Below are 19,032 nucleotides of genomic sequence, written 5' to 3' on the forward strand. Positions count from 1 at the left end.
TGAAAGGACGAAAACGCTTTTAAGCGCTTCACGATAAATGCGAAAACCTTTGTAACTGGGAATACAAGACTAGCAACACCACCTGAACTGAATCAAAGCTACACCGATAACAGCTTGTCCCCATAACTCTGTTCAATCTCCCTACATTTTAAGTATAAATTACTAGCAGTATCTTTCTATCTATTTCCTGCCACGCATCCATCCATTCATTATATCAATAAATGATTATCCTTTCTAACAAATCTACTTTTAATAACGTAAAAAGTTATTAAATGAAACTTTAATCAGTGAGGAGCCATTCCTCACTGATTAATAGACTAACATGCATCCCAATTCCTGCTTACCTTCCTCTCATTCACCTAATTTTAAGGGACAGTCTTTTTCCCCGCAAAAAGCAAGATAAATAAAATAGCCTACTCGTATGAGTTGACTATATTTCTTTGAAAACATTTAATACGCCCTACAGCAAAAACTATGATTAAGGTCAAATCACTTCCAAACAACCCCTCGCCGCTCGTATTCCATCCTATATTCAACAGCAGCTGCAATTTGGGAGCTTGCGAATCTTTCCGTGATCCAAAGTCCCAAATCAATTCCTGAAGTGACTCCTCTTGCAGTGATAACATCCCCTTGATCCACAATTCTGTAAGGAAGAAGTTTTGCTCCATACTTACTCATTTCACTCTGCGCCAAATGATGCATTGTTGCCTTTTTATCATTCAATATACCGCATGCAGCGAGTAGCATACCTCCTGTACAAACTCCAGCAACAATCGTTCCTGCATTGTGCATCTCGCTAATCATTTTGGTCAAGTATCCAAGTTCTGCCTGTTTTCGTGCCCCATGTTCAGCTTTATGATTCCAACCACCACCAGGTACAATTAACAAATCTGGCCGATTATCCATTCGTAAAAAATCATGTAGTTTAACCGTAACTCCAAATGAAGTCGTAACTTCTTGTTTTTGTTCACTCGAAACGAATTCAATTGTAAATGGAGCCCCTTCTTCTATCGCTCTTTTCAGTACCTCAAACGGTGCGAATGAGACAAGTTCTCCGAAACCATCAAACAATACTATTTGTATTTTCATTTTCGGACACCTCATATGCTTTCTTTTTTAAATTGTAGATATATATAATAATTGGGCAATCTCAAAGTGTAAATTGTAAAGTATACCTAGATTATTCAAATAAAAAATAATATCCCACATAGTTAAATACATTTGTAAACCCTACATTTTCTACAACTGCAACAGAAGGCTTGTTCAATTCCATACAGTCCCAATATGGAATAATATCATTCTCCAAACAATCTTTCACAAAACTATGTGCTATCTTTTGAGCTAATTTTCTCCCTTGGTGACCTTTTATCGTTTCAATATCTATACAATGTATATTTTCAAATACAAAACCTGAAAAACATACACTTACAATTAGATCATCATAAACAATGCAATAACCGATTCCCTCATTGAAAAAACAATCCGGTGAAGACCAAAACTCTAAAATTTTTGATTGTAAAAAATCAATGTTCTTAAATGTATTGTTATTATTTTCATAGAGAGCTTTACTCATTTTCAGCACAGTATATCCCTGTTCAAATTTAGGCTCATGATGATTGTCATAATCCTCTTTTCTTAGCGTATACACTCTTTGATTCCAACTCTTTAAATTACGGTGCTGAAATATTCTTTCAATTGTCTTGTTCCATTTTGAATGATTACCGATTCCTTCAAAGCAATCTAGTCCTACCTTCCTCGCCTCAGGTACTATTACATTATTAATAAAATGATTCATTTCTTTATTAAACGCTTCATTTGCAGGATTTCCAATAAAGAAGAATCCATCATTATTACCTAACCAAATAAGTCCCGAATTAGGAGCAGTACTATTATCTACAAATATACGACCAGGGTTCACTCCTGCAATTACAGCACGTACCTCTAATTGACCTTGTTCATTCACTAAACTATTACACCTATAAAAATCATTCTTGCTTAGTTCACAGATCATACGTTACACACCCTTTTTTTAACTGTTCTATTCTAACTTTACCATTTCCACATAATATTCTGTATTATTTTTAAGAGTGGTTTTAAAGCGATGCGATAAGTAAATGAAATACATAATAAAAAAGAGCCAATCTCCAACACAATAGAAGATTGACTCTTTCCTTTATTTACTCCCCTGTTTCAGAAAATCGCTTTATACGTTCTCCAATTTCATCGCGAACACGTTGAAATTCAGACCATTCTTTTCCTGCTGGATCATCAAATCCCCAGTGAACACGATTCACATGCTGCGGAGTAGATGGGCATACAGCATCCGCATGACTACAAAGCGTAACGACTAAATCAGCACTATTTAAAATGTTTGCATCAATTATATCTGATGTTTGATTTGTTATGTCGATATTTACTTCGTTCATTGCTTTAATTGCATTTGGATTTACTCCATGTGCTTCGATTCCTGCAGAATACACATTCCACTTATCTCCTAAAAATTGTTTGCCCCACGCTTCTGCCATTTGGCTTCGGCATGAATTTCCCGTACATAAGAAATAGATTGTCTTTTTGTTTTCCATGGTATTTTCCACCTTTATTTTTAAATTCAGACTGGTTGATTATTAAAATATTTACGCTTAAACCAAAAAGCGACGTTTACAAGTGCAATCATTACAGGTACTTCCACTAACGGTCCGATAACTGCTGCAAATGCTGCGCCTGAATGAATACCAAACACCCCAACTGCTACAGCAATTGCTAACTCAAAGTTATTACTACCTGCTGTAAATGCTAACGTTGTAGTCACTGGATAGTTTGCACCAATTTTTCTTCCCATAAAGAAAGATACAAAAAACATTACGATAAAATAGATTAATAACGGAATCGCTATTCTTACTACATCTAATGGTACACTTACAATCATTTCCCCTTTTAAAGAGAACATAATGATGATTGTAAATAGTAATGCAAGTAATGTAAGTGGACTAATTTTCGGTATAAACACCTTTTCATACCATTGTCTTCCTTTTAACTTAACGAGTACAAAACGTGTCAACATACCTGCTATAAAAGGAATTCCCAAATAGATAAATACTGATTTTGCTACTTCTATCATTATAATATCGACAATAGCACCTTCAATCCCTAACCATTCTGGAATTACAGTTACAAATACGTATGCATAAACTGAGAAAAAAAGCATTTGGAATACCGAATTAAAAGCAACTAAACCTGCCGCATACTCTTTATCTCCATCGGCAAGATCGTTCCAAACAATGACCATCGCAATGCAACGTGCTAATCCAATCATAATGAGTCCAACCATGTATTCTGGTTTATCAGGAAGAAAAATAATTGCTAACACAAACATAAGTACCGGACCAATAATCCAGTTTTGTACTAAAGATAGAACTAACACTTTTACATCTTTAAATACTCGGCCCATTTCCTCATAGCGAACTTTCGCTAATGGTGGATACATCATTACAATTAAACCAACAGCAAGCGGAATAGACGTCGTTCCAACCTGTAATGTATTCAATCCGTCTACTACACTAGGGAACACAAACCCTAAACCAATCCCAACAGCCATCGCTAGAAAGATCCATAGTGTTAAATATCGGTCTAGAAAAGATAAACGTTTCATTTTATTTTCCATCTCCTATTAACAACAAGAATTTTTAGCTACCTCATTTGAAGTCGTGCAACAAAATGACTCTTCTATTTTGTGAACATCACTATCTGCTTTGGTATAAAAGAACTCCCACTCATTACCATCGGGATCCGTTACCCAAAACTTATCTTGTACTGCATAGCAACAAGTTATATCCATCTCATCACGCGCAAAGAAACCTTCTTTTTCTAATCTTTCTTTATGTAATATGATTTCTTCAGCTGTATCCACTTGAAAACCAAAATGATTTACCTGATTTCCATTCACTTCATCTCGTACGTTCAGCGTAAAATTAAGCCCTGGCATCTCTAATAAAAATTTTGCATAATCTAATTTCACTTTAACTGGTGATACACCAAATACCTTTTCATAAAATTCAATAGACTTCTCTAAACTCGTAACGTTTATACCAACGTGAACATATCTCATACCTTATTCCTCCTCTTTATATATCATTAATCAATTTTTTTTGATTAATAACGCAAAATTTTAACAGCAGCTACCTTTGCCTGTTTTTCTAAAGATACAGCACAATTCTTCTGATAATAAATTATTCACTTCCGCATCATTTAAATCATAATAACTCCACGTACCTTTTGTTTCTTTTACAATTAAACCTGCATCTAATAAAATCTTTAAATGATATGACAACTTAGATTGCGTCATTTCAAAAACTTCAGTTAAATCACATACACATGTCTGGCCTCGCTGACAAAGTTCATACATAATCTCTAATCGCTTTTGATCCGCCAACGCTTTAAACTTTTTCTCATAGAGCTGAAAATCTTGTGCCACTGTAGTTCACTTCCCTTCATCAACTTTTTTTGATATTTATAGTATATACGCTAGTGAGTTCATTATGCAACTTATTAATCAAGTTTTTTTGATTTAGAAAAACTACGGTTCTTTTTACAACTTAATAGTTACAATATTTCCGAGAAATGGAGTCTCTATAACTATTTTAAATTTTAATTTGATCATTATAGAGTAGTGCCCCATCATCATCAAGCTAAGAAAAACAAATACCCCAAAATGAGAAAAATCGATATAACTCTTGTTTTTAGTGCATATTCATAAAAAGCACGTCACCCTTTCTCATTAACATAAGAGAATAGTAACGTGCTTTTAATTTCAAAAATAGTCTAAATACTTAAGTTGATGGTTGTGGGGCGGGCCCCCAATAAGAACGGTATCTAAGGCTGTATGAGAGGTGTTTTTTCCATTCCAAAGGCCTCAGCCGACAATTAACTCAAGTACCGATTTCGGATGACCCCCATGTGATGAAGTTCGTGTCCTGCGATGCCATACGCGAGGGCGCGCGCCGTAATGCTTAGGTTGTTGGCTGTGCCCTTGCGGGTCCACGCCTCTGCCGGTAGCCCGCGCAGCAATGTAACCGTGGATTGCCGTACGGCCCGGTAGTCTTCGGCCAATTGCGCGGTTGTCCAGCTTCCGAAAGGAGGTATGAACAATTCCTGATCGAAACCGGTCAGAGGCGTCTGGTCCCCTCTTGCGAACCGGAGCAGGCGGTAGGTCATGACGCGTTCCGCGTCTGCAATGTGGCCCACGACTTCTTTCAGCGTCCATTTTCCTTCCGCATACCGATATGCGGCCTGGCTTTCGGTCAACGATGCCAGGAGCTCGGTCATTTGCTTTTCCTGGGCGAGCAGAATGTCGATGATGTTACCGTCCGGCACCAAACGGATATATTCACCGGAGTTCCCGGCGTATTCTTCTTCTGACGGTCTTTGATTCATGCGTAGTCACCTCTTTATGTATATATAGAAAATTATAGCACTCGTCTATGTCTAATCAATTCGCGAAATGATAGAACTTTCCTTCTAATAATTGAGGATAAGCAACTATTTAGTTGGTCAGTCGCCACACTATCCTGATTCGTTAGCACAATAAAAATTATCTGTTATACAATATTTCGAAGTTATTAATATATATAGGTAACCCCTTCTTTTTTTAATTTAAAGATGAATTTCCAATTATATTTTGAAATGAATTGGAGTAAAACACACTAGTCTAACTACTTTTTTATACAAGATTTTATGCGAAAAAGAATAGCGAAGATCCCTAGAATCTCCGCTATATCAATGATGTATAAAATCTTGTATAAGTGATAGATAGACATAGAGACAAAAAATTTAGTAAAAACAAGGATTCTATGAAAAACTTGCTACCGATAATGAGACGTTATGTTAACCGAGCATGAATAGAATATTCATCATTTCCCCTCTTATATTCACTTGTACTAGAATTAAACTAGTCTTCAAACCAAAATAACACTTCAATAGGTGCTTTCAAAACCTTCGCAATATCATAAGTAAGTTTGAATGAAGGATTATATTTTCCATTTTCGAGATTGCCAATTGTTTCTCTTCTGACACCAACTTCATTGGCTAAATCTTCTTGAGACATACTTAGCTTTACCCTATATTCTTTCATTCGAGTTTTAAGTGGCATCTTGCATCCCTTTCTTTTCTCTACGCTCAAATATTTCTAAATTAATTATGAATGTACCTAAAGGTATGAAAAACGAAAATATAACAAAGAACCGAATTACATGTAGATTTTCAAGAATAAAAACACTTAAGAGTAGTATACTACCTAATACTAGTGCTATGAAAAAGGCTCTTGTAGCTGCAAGGCGAACATGTAGCATAAAAAGCTCATCTGGTACGACTTTTGCATATGCGAAGAAGAAAAAGAAACCGAAAAAATAAGATGCCCATGAAATATTACCTAAAAATGAGAACGGACCTAAAAAACCCAAAAAACCGAGAAATCCTAAATAAGCTAATTTATTTTTCATATAAACCTCCTGTGTGATATATTTCGCTCTTTATGATATAAATATATCACATTAACTTGGAAATAAATAGAATTTAAAACGGTACATCTTTGTTTCAAATTAATACTTTTAACTTCCGCTTTCAAGAATTATGTAAATAAGCTGTCCATGTGGACAGCTTATTGTTTTTTTTGCTTAGCGTGCAAAATTCGCGTCTTGTTGGCGGTACCCCATGCCCATCAACTTAAGAAAAAGAAATGCCCCCAAAACGAAAAAATGAGCGGCTTCTCAAAATAGCTATCTGTAGAGAAAGAAAATTTAAATTTAGGGGGATATGAAAATATTAGCTTGATGGATATGGAGTAGTGCCCCTATAAACAAAACCCTCCAGAGACATCTATAATCTGCCCTGTTACCCAGCGGCTATCAGAAGAAGCAAGGAATGCTACTGTATCTGCAATATCTTCAACTTGCCCTATTCGTCCGAACACAGATGAATTCGTAGCAAAATTTCGTATTTCTGGATCATCTAGCAATTTCGCATTGATATCTGTCTTCGTATATCCAGGCATAATTGTATTCACTGTTATACCCCGTTCTCCAAGATGTTTAGCTAGAGGAAGTGTCATCGTATTTAGTGCACCTTTACTTAAACCGTATGCAATGGACCCTGTAAAACCAAGTCTTACTTCCGCTGATGAAATGTTAATAACGCTCCCTTCTACTCGTAGTAACGGTAATGTTTGCTGAATTAAAAAGAATGGCGCCTTAATATTTACGGCCATAATTTCATCAAAAACTTCTTCTGTCGTATTTTCAATCGTCCCTTGTGTACCTATCCCTGCATTGTTTACTAAAATATCAATCTCTGGTGTACCAACTTTTATTTGTAATTCAGTCTTCAATTGTTCTACAAGCTTTTTGACACCATCAATTGAATTGAGATTAGCTTCAATTAAGAATGCCTTTCCTCCATTAGATTCAATCTCACTAATCGTTTCATCTGCAGCTGCCGTATTTCGGCCGTAGTGAATCGCAACTAATGCACCATCGTTTGCCAATCTCATCGCAATCGCACGGCCAATTCCGCGACTCGCTCCTGTTACTAATGCTACTTTCCCATCAAGGTTCTTCATTTTTTCCATCCTTCCTAAATTCCTTTTTGATAAATCCTATACTTATATTTTCATGCAAAAACCAATCATTTTAAATACAGATTTATAGGTAATTTAGTTCGTTCACTTATGATATTATATTTATAATTTATGATTTACTTTAGAAAACAAAACAAGGAGACTACACAATGCAAAACGCAGTAAAACTGGATGAAATCGATCATAAAATTATGAACTTGTTGTATGAAAATGCGAGAATTTCTGTTTCAGAAATAGGACGTATTATATCCATGACGCAGCCTGCTGTAAAAGAACGAATTAACAAACTTGAAGATCAAGGAGTTATAGCGGCTTACCGAACGAAATTTGAGCCTTCCAAAATTAATAAAAACATTCAAGCATTCATCATGTTTAAAACGAGCCAATGCTCTGATTTTATTCAATTTTGTAATGCCGCTCCTGAAGTAACAGATTTATATCGAATTAGTGGAGAGTTTAATTATATGATGAAAGTCATGAGCGATTCGATGGATTCTCTCGCTACATTTTTAGACTCTTTAATGCAATTTGGCTTGTCATCTCCTTTAATTGTTTTAAAGAGTGAGTTTGAGGAGAAATTGTCGTTCTAATAAAGGATACGTATTATCCTCCACTAACAGTAAAAGCTTTTCCTTTATGGGAAAAGCCAATAAAATCAATGATTAGTAAACAAAAAAGAACATTGATATTTCAATGTTCTTTTTCAGGCTGTGGAGAAAGTCTTCTCCACAGCCTGTTTTTGTGTCTGAACCTCTTTTTATGTGTCAACACTGATAAAAAGAGGTAAAGGAGAGATTTTTTATGATGGGTGCTTTAAAAAATCATCGTGATGAACGTGTATCTGTTTCTGTAGAAGAGTTGGTTCCACAAGATCATTTCCTTCGTGCGATCGAAGCGACAATTAGTTTTGATTTTATTGAAGAGAAGTTACGCCCTTATTACTGTGAAAACAATGGACGTCCGTCAATCCATCCTATCGTTTTATTTAAAATGATGTTTATTGGATATTTTTACGGTATTCGTTCGGAGCGTCAATTGGAAAAAGAGATTAAAACGAATATCGCCTACCGTTGGTTTTTAGGGTTTTCTCTATCAGATACTATTCCAGATCATTCTACAATCAGTTGGAATCGTCGTACTCGCTTTATTCATACAAATATTTTCGAAGAAATTTTTGATGAGATCGTGAGGCAAGCGACAGAGCACCGGATGGTGGGAGGACGTGCGCTGATGACAGATTCTACGCACATTAAGGCCAATGCTAATAAAAATAAGTTTGTACATAAATATAAAAAAGAAAAGGCAAAGTTTTATATAGATGAACTAGAAGCTGCGGTAATTGAAGATCGTGAGGTACACGAAAAAAAGAATTAAAACCTAGAAAGGAAAGTGATACTCCCACTAAAAAAACTCGTATAAGTACTACGGATCCAGATAGTGGATTTTTAATGAGAGATGGAAAACCGAACGGTTTTCATTTCTTAGACCATCGTACGACTGATGCGAAGTACAATATTATTACAGATACTTATGTAACGGCTGGAAATATGGCAGATTCCGAGCCATATTTAGCACGTCTACAAGCTCAAATTGATAAATTCGGATTTAAAGTGGAAGCTGTAGCTCTTGATGCAGGCTATTTTACAGGGTATATCTGTAAGAAATTATCGGAGAGAAATATATTTATGGTGATGGGGTATCGCCGATTTGGAAAACGAAATAAAGAAGTACCAAAAAGCCAATTTAAATATGTAGAAGAAATGAATGCATTTGCTTGTCCGATGGGGTGTATTTTAGAGTATGCGACAACGGATCGTGAAGGATATCGTCACTATAAATCCAACCCAGAAGACTGCGCTGTTTGTCCGCTACGTGAGGTATGTTTTTCAAAGAAACAAAAACAAAAAGTTATCACTCATCATATATGGGAGAAATATAAGGATATCGCTAGAAAAAACAAACTAACAGTTACAGGGAAAAAGTTGTACAAAGTACGCTGTTCAACTATAGAGCGAAGCTTTGCGGACGCCAAAGAACTACATGGCTATCGATATGCTCGATTTCGGGGGCTGAAGTCTGTCCAAATGCAGGCTTATCTTACCGCAACTTGTCAAAACATGAAAAAAATAGCCCTCCATCTGACCAAAAAAGGTCTGGTGGAGGGCTATTTTTTTGAAACTCTATTATTTTATGTTGTTTTTATTCGCTAAAATCAAAATGATTCCAGAGTGCGGGGAACCCTAAAGGGTTTCCCAACACTCTGAAAAAGAACATTGATATTTCAATGTTCTTTTTATATCTCTACATATGAATTAGATCTCTATTCGAAAAAAGTACCTTAATCCCCTTACCCTTGATTCCTCTGCGCCTCTCTAAACTCCTCCTTCACCTTCTCTAACAACCCTTCTTCCGTAATTAATCGATACGCCGTATTTGCTAATGCTTTTGCCGATGTAATTAATGCTTTATCTCCAAGTTCTGAACGTGCTGCTTCTCTAAATTCATTCGTATGTGCAATTAAGTCATCTGGTCCGATTTTAATGTACGGATGAATTGTCGGTACGACTTGACTTACGTTTCCTGCGTCGGTTGAACCGATCCCTACTCTTTCTTTACGATTTACCTCTTCACCTAATAGTTCTAATTCTTCCGCTACTATATCGTTATATGTTTTTGTTACGAGTAATTCATCGATTTCATTTTGGAATGGATGAATTTTTACTTTTGCACCTGTTGCTAACGCTGCTCCCTCAGCAATGTTTCTTACTTTTTCTGTTACTTCTGCACATCTTTTTCGCGTTGCTGCACGGATGAAGAACCTTGCCGCGGCGTAGTCAGGAATAATGTTAGGTGCTTTTCCGCCTTCTGTAATAACGCCATGAATTTTCACGTCTGACGGAAGTTGTTGACGAAGTGCGTTAATACTGTTGTACAGCTGAATCACCGCATCTAATGCGTTAATTCCTTCTTCTGGTGAAGCTGCAGCGTGAGCTGTTTTTCCGTAAAAATGAAAATCAAGTGGATCGACTGCTAGTGAAGGACTTGTTGTCGCTGTTTTTCCACTCGGATGAATCATAAGCGCCGCATCAATGTCTTTAAATAAACCTGCCTTTACATAACTTGATTTCGCGCTACCATTTGGCCCGCCTTCTTCTGCTGGTGTACCAAAAACGACAACTTCCCCGCCAATTTCTTCAAGCGTTTCTGATAATGCAATTGCTGCTGCAACACTAATTGTGCCGATTAAATTGTGACCACACGCATGGCCTAGTCCTGGTAAAGCGTCGTACTCCGCTAAAAATGCGATTGCCGGTCCTTGTTTTCCAGAGCTTTTTCGCGCGATAAATCCCGTTTCATGTCCAGCTATATTGTGCTGCAACTGAAATCCTGCACTACCTAGCAATAAACTTAACGTTCTGGATGCGTAAAATTCTTGGTTTCCAATCTCCGGATTCGCATGAATATCATGACTTGTTTCTATGTACTTTTCCTTATTTCTTTCGATACTCTCTTCAATTGTTTTTCTTTGTGACGTTACTCCTGTCGCTCCCATTGTTCTTCCTCCTTTTATTTTCACGTAAAAAAGCCTCTTTCTAAAAGATAGAAAGAGGCTTCTGTATATACAGTCAAAATGAGCTTCTTTCTTATCTTTCAAGTTACCTTGCTGGAATTGGCACAGTATTCATAACGAATCCGCTGCCGAGGTATCATAGGGCCAGTCCCTCCACCTCTCGTGATAAGAATTTTCATAAAATTATATTAAATTACATTCATTCTAAGTTCATTCTAAATAAAAGTCAAGGAATTCCTATCCGAATTTACCGAATATCTAAAAATCCTTTTAATACACCAATTGTTTCTGGCGCTTGCAGTCTTGCACATACGTACGGAAATTCTGTACTACCTTCAAACATCATTTGAGATGTAAGCGGTGCGCCTGCCCAGAAGATTTCATCATCAATTACGATAAACGGGAATGCTTTATTTTGTCTTTGTAACTTTACATTTTTCAGTGGAACTGGTCCATCACTATAAACTGTTATCTGTGCATTTGTACGCATTAGCGCTTGCCATACTCGCTTATCCACTTGTTTTGTACTTGGAATTGAAATAATAATTTTTCGTTTTGCGGCTAAAATATCTTTTAATAGCCCTTTCGGCTCTTCAAGATTCATTTCCATAAACCAGCGTAAACGTTTCGAAATTTTCCGTTCCCACAATTGTCTTGATGTCGTGCGATCATACACATCTCCGTGACGTTCTATATGAGCTGTTAATTGTGATAACGCTTGTTTTCTCGAAAGGTTTTTACGCATATAATGGCAATCTGATAATTGAATGAACTTCCCTCTCGCTCTTGTCACTGCTACATTGACGAGGCGATGGTTTTTGTGATCAAAGAATAATACGCCAGGTCGTTCTTGCGGATAACTGTCAACCGTATCAAAGATCATCATATCTCTTTCAGAACCTTGGAACTTATGAACTGTCGCCGCTAAAACTGGTATGTTTTGATATTTCGTTCTCTGCAACATTTCTCTAATACACGTCGATAAAAAGCGTGACTGCGCCCTGTAAGGTGTCACAACACCAATTGATTGAACACCGTCTAACAATCCGATTAACATCATTTGCATCGCTACTAAACCAGACATAATGTTAAAACGTGAACCAGAAGCAGCATCTTTTAACGAAAAAGCTCCCATTTGGCTCGTATCAAATAAAACACTCGCTTCATTTGCGAACGGCTGCAATTGCGCAAGTTCTTTACGCTCTGAAACAGACGGATGATCGTATACTCTATTTTTATAAATAAACGAATTCGTAAACTTCGATATATCCGCATGCATACGTCTTTGTTCCTGCAACATAAATAGGTTCGGATGTGCTTCTGATTTATTAACAGACTCAACAATCCCAGCATGGTAAAACATATCTTCCCCAAGCCATTTGCGAACAAGTTCATGGTTCGCCATCGCAATTGGAGGTAATTGTAAAAAGTCTCCGCAAACAACGATACGTTTTCCAAGTGAAGCAGCTAATGCGATTTGCGGAACGAACGCCATACTCACTTCATCTACGACAACTAAATCGAATGTACGCTCATAAATTAGCGCATCAATTGCACATTTTGATAGAGTTGCACCAATTACTTTCGCATTTTCAATGTATTCTTTTTCTACTTCTTTAATTTTCGCTTTTTGCTTTCGAAGATCACTTTCAATCTCTTGTATACGCTTCTTATCAGCAGAAGTCGCTTTATATGATAAAATCTTTTCACGAAGATCTTGTCGTGTTTCTTCTAAATAGAGTCTTTCTTCTCCCCAAGATCCGTTCGTCGTTTCAACTAGCTTCGACGTAAGTAATGTTTCATGATTTCGTATATGTTCATGTTGACTATAACCGTAACGAACAATTTCGCCAGGTGTCCATTTCTTTTTCTTCTCAATTTGCTTCGTTACTTCGCTCATTAATACGTCCACTGCCGCATTACTATGAGCTAACACAAGTACCGATTTTCCTTTTTGGTAATGAGCCGAAATAATACGTGATAAATTGTACGACTTCCCTGTTCCAGGCGGTCCCCATACGTACGTTGTCGGATTGTAAAACGAACGATATGCTAGTTCATTTTTCGGATTTTTCATCTTCTCAATATGCTTCGGACTGCTCGTCCCATCAACGAGACGCTTTATACGATTACGTTTCAATTTATCTTTACGTGCTTCTTTTAATCGCTCTTGTAGTTGCTCTAAAAGTTGCCACGGTTCACTGTATAAAACTGCTTCTCTTATCTCACCTTGTATATAATCATTTAATTTCAATTCTATTTCTAATCCATGTACAGATAATACTTCTCCTGTCGCTTCCTCACCATCGAACTCAATTCGAATTGGTGAACCTTCAGGTAAGCTTACTTCCGAAATAAGCTGAAATACATACACTGTATTCTCATAATCTGTATATAAAAAACGACCGTTCATGATAGAAATTTTACTACCACCTATCGTTTTCCAATGTTTAATTTCATATGCTAATGCATAATGCCACTCTTTCATCGTTTCCGATAATGAAGGAGTTTGAGTAGGTATATTCATCGTATAATCTCCTTCCTTCTCCCCAAACATACTTTCTCACTATACCATATAACACGCTAAAATTTGTAAGGTTTTTATCTTGCTTATTTTCTTAATTTTCAATAATATATTGTATATAATTTTCAGAAAGAAGGAATCTACATGCCAGTTAGAAGAATTGAACACGTAGGACTTATGGTTGCAAACTTAGAAACATCTATTACTTTTTATGAAGAAGTAGTCGGCTTACAGCTCCTTAAACGTATGGGGCACCCGAATCCAGACTTAAAACTCGCTTTTTTAGGTGTGGAAGAATCGAAGGAAACGATACTCGAATTAATTGAAGGCTACAATTCTTCCTTGCCAGCAGAAGGAAAAGTACATCACATTTGCTTTAAGGTAGATTCATTAGAGGATGAAATCGAAAGACTAAAGAAACACGCAGTAACCTTCTTACTAGGAGAAGAAATCGAAACATTACCAGATGGAACACGTTACATTTTCTTCGCTGGTCCTGATGGAGAGTGGATTGAGTTTTTTGAGACGGAGAGATAAAGTAAAGCTTTATTTTGCGGGATAGAAAAGGAGCCTGAATTCTGGCCCTTGTTTTAACCAGTAACAATGAAACATACCTCCAACCTAAGAATTTACCAAGATTAAAAACACAATCATTTTGTTAGGAGGAGAGAATGGGAAATACAGTCTTTATTATTGTTTTTTGGATACTGATACTATTTCCAATCCTTTATGTAATCAAGATAAAGGATTGGAATATAAAAACAGCTGCCTTATTTGTTGGAAGGGTTCTATTAAGGCATTGTCTATTTCATAAATGGAATGATGTTACGACTGCAACGAAATTGGGTAGAACCTCCCTATGAAACAGAATGGGATTTCTTTGTAAAGTCTTTACTAAACGGAAAAACTGATGCACTTATACACTTGTTACTTCTAATTATTATCATTACTTTGGATCTATTCATTACATTTTATGAGTAGCGCCATATCGCTATCAAACTAATGTTTTATGCTGCCCCTAAACAATAATTTTTTACATTTTTACTCTGAGAATGTCAATTTTACTATTTTTGGGGTATTTATTTTTACTAGCTTGATGGACATGGGTTTGATTTATTTTCTTAGGTTGGTAGACATGTGGTGCTATCCCATTGCTATTAAGCTAAGAATTTAAGTGTAATATCATTTAAGGTAATACTTAAGATACAAATAAAATATCTTTTCCATGTCGCACTGTTTTATTGAAGTCTATCCCGAGTTGTAGCTAGTTCAATGCGACTGTAAATTCGGAGTTCGGTGCGCCAGCAAATACAACCGTTCCGTTCTCTGGTAGTTTCACTTTGTTATTATCACTAACAACGCTAAAATTGACGCATACTCCATTCCCATCATACACCGCGAATGAACTTCCTGATGGCAACTCCACATTCATCGTTTTCCCTGCTGCCTCTTGCGGAATCGTAAACCATTTCGCATGCCCATTTTTTTGCAGTGTAACTTTCGTTGATTGACCTGCATCAAGGGATTTCACGTTAGATTCACTGACGTATAAAAAGCTGGCCATCTCCATATATTCAGTACCATCCTCTGTATAGAAATGTGCTTCCTTCGTATCCCGCCCATTCATCACGGGAATCTGAATTTGATGCATTGCCGAATTTGGACCTGTAATTTTTTTGCCGTCCCAATACCCATCCTTGATCGTAATTTGTGTGTTAAGAGGCATTAGTTGTCCTAGATAGTTCATAGAATTAAATTTTTCGTTAACGAGGTAGAACTTGCCACCCTCACGCTTCGCCCATGCAGCAACTGTTTTCTTCGGTAACACATTGTTTTCTAATTTCTGGGCTAAATAGTGAGTCAGCACATTTTGCCCCAATCCCGGCGATAATTCATATGTGCTCTCTCTCAAATAAACTTTTCCATTCTTCTCTGTGACGAAGTTAAGCTTGGAGGTACCCTTCTCATTTATAAAGCTTCCATCCGCCGTATATACATATTTTTCTTCCGGTTTAGTTGGTAAAAACAGTTCTCCCTTCTTCGTAATTTCTATTTTGAAATGGCTTTGGATATTTCCATAAAAACCTGCTTTTTTTACCACGTCTTGAGGTACTTTAGCCTTGACTGGCTTGCCGAAGGATTTATCTGGTTTTATATCCTTAATTGTCCCTTTCTCTTTAAGCCTAGCTAACAGTAATTTGTTTGCTAACAGTTGATTTGTCGTGCTGCTGCCGCCGGAGGACAATACAGCTGCTGCCATCTTCTGTTCTGGAAGCACGACCAATGTGGCATGTTGCAGTACCGTATCCCCACCCTTAGTCAACGCTTTTATCCCATATTCACTGAATGGGTATAGTTTCACACTATCCCAGCCAAGACCATAGTTGAACACGTTTTCGCTATCTTCCGGCCACATGCCTCTTTTATATTCTTCTTGTTCCATCGCCTTGACTGCTTTATTAGAGAGAATTTCTTTTCCCTGTCCCATAAATATTTGTGAGAATCGCACCACATCTTCTGCAGTAGAAGAGATTCCTCCCGTACCAATCACATTTACCATTTCACTTGGAAGCTGTCCCTGGTATGTCGGAGAATACTGTCCAGCCCGCTTTTCATCTTCCCATTTGTCTTGCGATGTTATCGTATGATTCAGTTTTAATGGCTCTGTAAACTTTTGATGTAGAAATTCAGTAAAACTCATACCGCTGACTCTTTCTACCAAGATCTCAGCCAGTGTAAAACCGTCATTACAGTATACTGAGAACGCGCCAGGGTCTGCCTTCAAGTTTTGGTTGGACAATTGTTGCAACAAGATATCATGGGCATAAGCATCATTATCTTTAAATAAAAATGCATTATTGAACGTCGAACCTTGCAAACCCGAGGAGTGATTCAACAGCATACGCGGTGTAATGCGCTTATATCGTTTATCTTTCATTTTGAAATCAGGAATATAGCGGGCAACAGGAGCATCCAAATCAACTTTTCCTTCGTCTACTAGTTTCATAACAGCCGCAGCCGTATATACTTTACTGGTTGAACCAATTCCGTATAGAGTATCTTTAGTTAATGGTTCTTTCCCTTCTATGTCGTTCTTACCTGTCTGCCCCGACAAAATAAGTTTACCATTATCAATCAGCGCATACTGCACGCTAGTCGTCTCATAGGACTTCGTGAGTAGTTCAGCGTTCTCTGCAGCAATCTTCTCCAAATCTTTGCTAGCAACTTCTTGGCTAGATACAACCGGAGCCTTACTGCTAGAAGACGCTATCGCTCCTGTTGGTAGACTCATCGTTAGAGCTAAGGTAGCGGCTAACACTCCAGATAATTTATTTTCCATAAGAAAAATTCCTCCTTAGATAAATGATCGATTTCATCTTTTATTTGTTCAATTACAAACATCACATAAACTACTATTCTGGCTTTATCCCTACTGTCTATATTCAACAAGTAAAATACTTTTAAAAAGACCAGTATTCTCGGCTCTACCCATACTGTTGAAATTGCCGTCAACATATGCCCCTCCAGCAAAAGTATCAAATCCTAGAATAACATCTGTATGTTCCCATATCGGGACACCGTTAGGAAATATAATTTCATAGATTCCTAGACCATATCCATTGATTCTTCCCTTTCCTGTAGGAACTGTAGTGAGTATTCTGTTCTTTCAGTAATTGCCACCAATAGAATGCTCTTATTACTAGTTTGTTTTTCGTATAAATGTATCCTATTTACCCTCCCTCTTTTACGCTTCTCTATATTTGTATCCTACACAATAAAAATTTCTTTTTTCTTATCCATTTCTTACAATTTCCTTACGTTCAAATCACTTCTATAATTAGATAGGTTTTATTTTAAAATCTCCAGGATAATAAGTGCATATATAATCCCACGATTTTATAGAAGATGGATTAATAACCTTTCATGCACATCTCTGATATTCCCTTAGATTCCACCCTCAACCTTTACCACAGTTCCAACCGGCATCAACACTTCTTCACGTTCTTATAAGTGGAAGTCATTCTTTCATATCCATCCTTGTAAAAAGATAAAACGAGAACGATTGGAATGCCATTTGTATGGGCAATTGATTGCCATTCTACTTTGTTCTTCTAATATATTGCAAATGCGGCAATTACTGCTTATGAAAAAGAAACGAGAACTGAAACACCCCCTAATATAATTGACGTTGTATGAGCTTAGATTGATAGCGACGGGGTACCGCCAGTATTTCAGAAAAAACCACACTAAGGGTATACAAGGTTTTATACAGTTTTTCAGTTAATCCAATAACAGACAAGAACCCTAAAACCGCACCAGGATAGGAAAGTATAAAAAATGCATAGATCCATAGAACAAAAAAAAGACGATTCCCTTGTAAAATTAGGGAACCGTCTTTTTCTTCGCTATCGATAACAAAAATCAAGTACGTAATATTTTATTTGTCGATATTTATTTAATCTTCATTATTGATTTCTATTGTACCTGTTCTAGCACTAACTTTTAAAATATTTAACAGATTATCAGGTGTCTTAATTTCCACTTCATATTCAAATTTTGATTGTGCTAAGTTGTCATCTTCTAATTCGAATTCTTTTTTCACATTAATAATTTCTCCATTTGTATGAGCTAAAGAAATTTCACGAACTTGTTTCTCTGTGTAGTTTTCATTCTTTTTTGCATAATTGTAACCCATACCATAATATCCACTAACAATAGCAATACCACTTACTAAAATAGCAATTACACTTATAATTATTTTCTTTTTATGTTTTAACATTTTCATCCACTCCTTCATGATTAATCATCTATTCCAAATCTTGCTTCAAGTGCATTTTCTGCTTGCTCTAATTGATCTTCCAGTATATCGTGTTCTCTTTCTTGCGTTTGATATTGTTCAACAGTTATCGTTCCAGCGTGATAATCTGCTTCTAGCTGATTATCAGATAGATCTATCTTTTCATCCAATTGGTCAATTTCTTTTTTTGCTGCTAAGTACGTATTTAAGTTTTCTTCTTTTGCTCCAACTGGTTTCGTGTTATTTGCCTTTTCTACAATAGATGTGAATTCGTTTTTGAAATCTTGTGTTTGCTTCGTATCATTCGTAGCAGGCCCTATTTTATTTGGTTCTTGTTGTAGTTGAGCAACTTCTTTTTGTAATTTATCATTTTTCACTTTCAGTTGTTGCACTTCTGTATTGTTATCAGCTTGAGTAGAACAAGCTGTTAAGAATAAACAAGACATTGCTCCAATCAACATCCACTTTCTCATTCTGTTTTCCTCCCTTTACATGTGCACCTTATCCTTGCC

The 19,032-nt window shown here is 36.6% G+C and carries 19 protein-coding genes, 2 pseudogenes and 1 riboswitch; of the genes and pseudogenes, 5 read left to right on the forward strand and 16 right to left on the reverse strand.

Features of this window, described 5'->3' with window-relative positions; all coding sequences use genetic code 11:
- Window positions 1–489: 489 nt before the first annotated feature.
- The 10 genes from JFU02_RS04765 to JFU02_RS04810 form a co-directional block, all read right to left on the reverse strand.
- Window positions 490–1,089 carry a DJ-1/PfpI family protein gene (locus tag JFU02_RS04765; RefSeq protein WP_098567154.1) on the reverse strand — a complete coding sequence of 200 codons (600 nt, stop codon included), beginning with the start codon at window positions 1,087–1,089 and terminating at the stop codon, window positions 490–492.
- Between the two features lie 91 nt (window positions 1,090–1,180).
- Window positions 1,181–2,011: a GNAT family N-acetyltransferase gene (locus JFU02_RS04770; RefSeq protein ID WP_097959997.1), complete on the reverse strand. Its 831-nt coding sequence runs from the start codon at window positions 2,009–2,011 to the stop codon at window positions 1,181–1,183.
- A gap of 166 nt (window positions 2,012–2,177) precedes the next feature.
- Window positions 2,178–2,582, reverse strand: coding sequence for an arsenate reductase (thioredoxin) (arsC, locus tag JFU02_RS04775; RefSeq protein WP_098324038.1), 405 nt, complete (start codon window positions 2,580–2,582; stop codon window positions 2,178–2,180).
- A gap of 26 nt (window positions 2,583–2,608) precedes the next feature.
- Window positions 2,609–3,649, reverse strand: a complete 1,041-nt coding sequence (gene arsB / locus JFU02_RS04780) for an ACR3 family arsenite efflux transporter (protein ID WP_098324037.1) — start codon at window positions 3,647–3,649, stop codon at window positions 2,609–2,611.
- Window positions 3,650–3,667: 18 nt separating this feature from the next.
- A complete protein-coding gene (locus JFU02_RS04785; RefSeq protein WP_001271034.1) occupies window positions 3,668–4,105 on the reverse strand; it encodes an ArsI/CadI family heavy metal resistance metalloenzyme in 438 nt (145 codons plus the stop codon).
- 60 nt (window positions 4,106–4,165) lie between these two features.
- A complete protein-coding gene (arsR, locus tag JFU02_RS04790) occupies window positions 4,166–4,471 on the reverse strand; it encodes an arsenical resistance operon transcriptional regulator ArsR (RefSeq protein ID WP_000046018.1) in 306 nt (101 codons plus the stop codon).
- 449 nt (window positions 4,472–4,920) lie between these two features.
- Window positions 4,921–5,430 (reverse strand): DinB family protein, encoded by a 510-nt coding sequence (locus tag JFU02_RS04795; RefSeq protein ID WP_001076296.1) that lies wholly within the window; start codon window positions 5,428–5,430, stop codon window positions 4,921–4,923.
- Window positions 5,431–5,944: 514 nt separating this feature from the next.
- On the reverse strand, window positions 5,945–6,145 hold the full coding sequence (locus JFU02_RS04800) for a helix-turn-helix transcriptional regulator (RefSeq protein ID WP_001128817.1): 201 nt from the start codon (window positions 6,143–6,145) through the stop codon (window positions 5,945–5,947).
- Window positions 6,135–6,494 (reverse strand): DUF3796 domain-containing protein, encoded by a 360-nt coding sequence (locus JFU02_RS04805; RefSeq protein WP_000791546.1) that lies wholly within the window; start codon window positions 6,492–6,494, stop codon window positions 6,135–6,137. Before JFU02_RS04805 ends, JFU02_RS04800 begins: the two co-directional genes overlap by 11 nt.
- Before the next feature lie 350 nt (window positions 6,495–6,844).
- Window positions 6,845–7,609: an SDR family oxidoreductase gene (locus JFU02_RS04810; protein ID WP_042973363.1), complete on the reverse strand. Its 765-nt coding sequence runs from the start codon at window positions 7,607–7,609 to the stop codon at window positions 6,845–6,847.
- Between the two features lie 167 nt (window positions 7,610–7,776).
- On the opposite strand from JFU02_RS04810, the gene JFU02_RS04815 reads away from it, so the two are divergent.
- Window positions 7,777–8,217, forward strand: coding sequence for an Lrp/AsnC family transcriptional regulator (locus JFU02_RS04815; protein ID WP_001178566.1), 441 nt, complete (start codon window positions 7,777–7,779; stop codon window positions 8,215–8,217).
- A gap of 211 nt (window positions 8,218–8,428) precedes the next feature.
- A protein-coding gene (locus JFU02_RS04820) for an IS1182-like element ISBth7 family transposase (RefSeq protein WP_097821175.1) occupies window positions 8,429–9,837 on the forward strand; the annotation gives its coding sequence in 2 pieces (ribosomal slippage) (window positions 8,429–8,987 and window positions 8,987–9,837; 1,410 coding nt in all).
- Window positions 9,838–9,974: 137 nt separating this feature from the next.
- Here JFU02_RS04820 and JFU02_RS04825 read toward each other — a convergent pair.
- Window positions 9,975–11,180: a M20 family metallopeptidase gene (locus tag JFU02_RS04825; RefSeq protein ID WP_000501369.1), complete on the reverse strand. Its 1,206-nt coding sequence runs from the start codon at window positions 11,178–11,180 to the stop codon at window positions 9,975–9,977.
- 88 nt (window positions 11,181–11,268) lie between these two features.
- Window positions 11,269–11,370: riboswitch (SAM riboswitch) on the reverse strand.
- 75 nt (window positions 11,371–11,445) lie between these two features.
- A complete protein-coding gene (locus tag JFU02_RS04830; protein ID WP_003307377.1) occupies window positions 11,446–13,755 on the reverse strand; it encodes an AAA domain-containing protein in 2,310 nt (769 codons plus the stop codon).
- Window positions 13,756–13,866: 111 nt separating this feature from the next.
- On the opposite strand from JFU02_RS04830, the gene JFU02_RS04835 reads away from it, so the two are divergent.
- Together JFU02_RS04835 and JFU02_RS32020 are read left to right on the forward strand one after the other, a co-directional pair.
- Entirely contained in the window at window positions 13,867–14,259 is a 393-nt protein-coding gene (locus JFU02_RS04835; protein ID WP_061665908.1) for a VOC family protein, read from the forward strand.
- A gap of 134 nt (window positions 14,260–14,393) precedes the next feature.
- Window positions 14,394–14,703 (forward strand): annotated as a pseudogene (locus tag JFU02_RS32020) (hypothetical protein).
- A 283-nt stretch (window positions 14,704–14,986) separates the two neighbouring features.
- Here the strand turns inward: JFU02_RS32020 and JFU02_RS04845 are convergent.
- Together JFU02_RS04845 and JFU02_RS04850 are read right to left on the reverse strand one after the other, a co-directional pair.
- Window positions 14,987–17,062 carry a serine hydrolase domain-containing protein gene (locus JFU02_RS04845; RefSeq protein WP_000428431.1) on the reverse strand — a complete coding sequence of 692 codons (2,076 nt, stop codon included), beginning with the start codon at window positions 17,060–17,062 and terminating at the stop codon, window positions 14,987–14,989.
- Entirely contained in the window at window positions 17,035–17,238 is a 204-nt protein-coding gene (locus tag JFU02_RS04850) for a hypothetical protein (protein WP_000954377.1), read from the reverse strand. Before JFU02_RS04850 ends, JFU02_RS04845 begins: the two co-directional genes overlap by 28 nt.
- 496 nt (window positions 17,239–17,734) lie before the next feature.
- Here JFU02_RS04850 and JFU02_RS04855 point away from each other — a divergent pair.
- Window positions 17,735–17,887: pseudogene (locus tag JFU02_RS04855) on the forward strand (IS4 family transposase); the annotation flags it as partial.
- Between the two features lie 291 nt (window positions 17,888–18,178).
- Here JFU02_RS04855 and JFU02_RS04860 read toward each other — a convergent pair.
- A complete protein-coding gene (locus JFU02_RS04860) occupies window positions 18,179–18,502 on the reverse strand; it encodes a PepSY domain-containing protein (protein ID WP_000912134.1) in 324 nt (107 codons plus the stop codon).
- Between the two features lie 20 nt (window positions 18,503–18,522).
- Window positions 18,523–18,993: a hypothetical protein gene (locus JFU02_RS04865; protein WP_201070175.1), complete on the reverse strand. Its 471-nt coding sequence runs from the start codon at window positions 18,991–18,993 to the stop codon at window positions 18,523–18,525.
- Between the last annotated feature and the right edge of the window lie 39 nt (window positions 18,994–19,032).

It is taken from the genome of Bacillus sp. TH13 (assembly GCF_016651175.1).
GTDB lineage: Bacteria > Bacillota > Bacilli > Bacillales > Bacillaceae_G > Bacillus_A > Bacillus_A thuringiensis_S.

Bases quoted from the DNA above. Each gene is read 5' to 3' on its own strand.
- JFU02_RS04795 (WP_001076296.1), bottom strand. From the start codon at position 5,430: ATGAATCAAAGACCGTCAGAAGAAGAATACGCCGGGAACTCCGGTGAA.
- arsC (WP_098324038.1), bottom strand. From the start codon at position 2,582: ATGGAAAACAAAAAGACAATCTATTTCTTATGTACGGGAAATTCATGC.
- arsB (WP_098324037.1), bottom strand. From the start codon at position 3,649: ATGAAACGTTTATCTTTTCTAGACCGATATTTAACACTATGGATCTTT.
- JFU02_RS04830 (WP_003307377.1), bottom strand. From the start codon at position 13,755: ATGTTTGGGGAGAAGGAAGGAGATTATACGATGAATATACCTACTCAA.
- JFU02_RS04845 (WP_000428431.1), bottom strand. From the start codon at position 17,062: ATGGAAAATAAATTATCTGGAGTGTTAGCCGCTACCTTAGCTCTAACG.
- JFU02_RS04785 (WP_001271034.1), bottom strand. From the start codon at position 4,105: ATGAGATATGTTCACGTTGGTATAAACGTTACGAGTTTAGAGAAGTCT.
- JFU02_RS04800 (WP_001128817.1), bottom strand. From the start codon at position 6,145: ATGCCACTTAAAACTCGAATGAAAGAATATAGGGTAAAGCTAAGTATG.
- JFU02_RS04825 (WP_000501369.1), bottom strand. From the start codon at position 11,180: ATGGGAGCGACAGGAGTAACGTCACAAAGAAAAACAATTGAAGAGAGT.
- JFU02_RS04810 (WP_042973363.1), bottom strand. From the start codon at position 7,609: ATGAAGAACCTTGATGGGAAAGTAGCATTAGTAACAGGAGCGAGTCGC.
- JFU02_RS04865 (WP_201070175.1), bottom strand. From the start codon at position 18,993: ATGAGAAAGTGGATGTTGATTGGAGCAATGTCTTGTTTATTCTTAACA.
- JFU02_RS04860 (WP_000912134.1), bottom strand. From the start codon at position 18,502: ATGTTAAAACATAAAAAGAAAATAATTATAAGTGTAATTGCTATTTTA.
- JFU02_RS04835 (WP_061665908.1), top strand. From the start codon at position 13,867: ATGCCAGTTAGAAGAATTGAACACGTAGGACTTATGGTTGCAAACTTA.
- JFU02_RS04765 (WP_098567154.1), bottom strand. From the start codon at position 1,089: ATGAAAATACAAATAGTATTGTTTGATGGTTTCGGAGAACTTGTCTCA.
- JFU02_RS04805 (WP_000791546.1), bottom strand. From the start codon at position 6,494: ATGAAAAATAAATTAGCTTATTTAGGATTTCTCGGTTTTTTGGGTTTT.
- JFU02_RS04850 (WP_000954377.1), bottom strand. From the start codon at position 17,238: ATGTTGACGGCAATTTCAACAGTATGGGTAGAGCCGAGAATACTGGTC.
- JFU02_RS04815 (WP_001178566.1), top strand. From the start codon at position 7,777: ATGCAAAACGCAGTAAAACTGGATGAAATCGATCATAAAATTATGAAC.
- JFU02_RS04770 (WP_097959997.1), bottom strand. From the start codon at position 2,011: ATGATCTGTGAACTAAGCAAGAATGATTTTTATAGGTGTAATAGTTTA.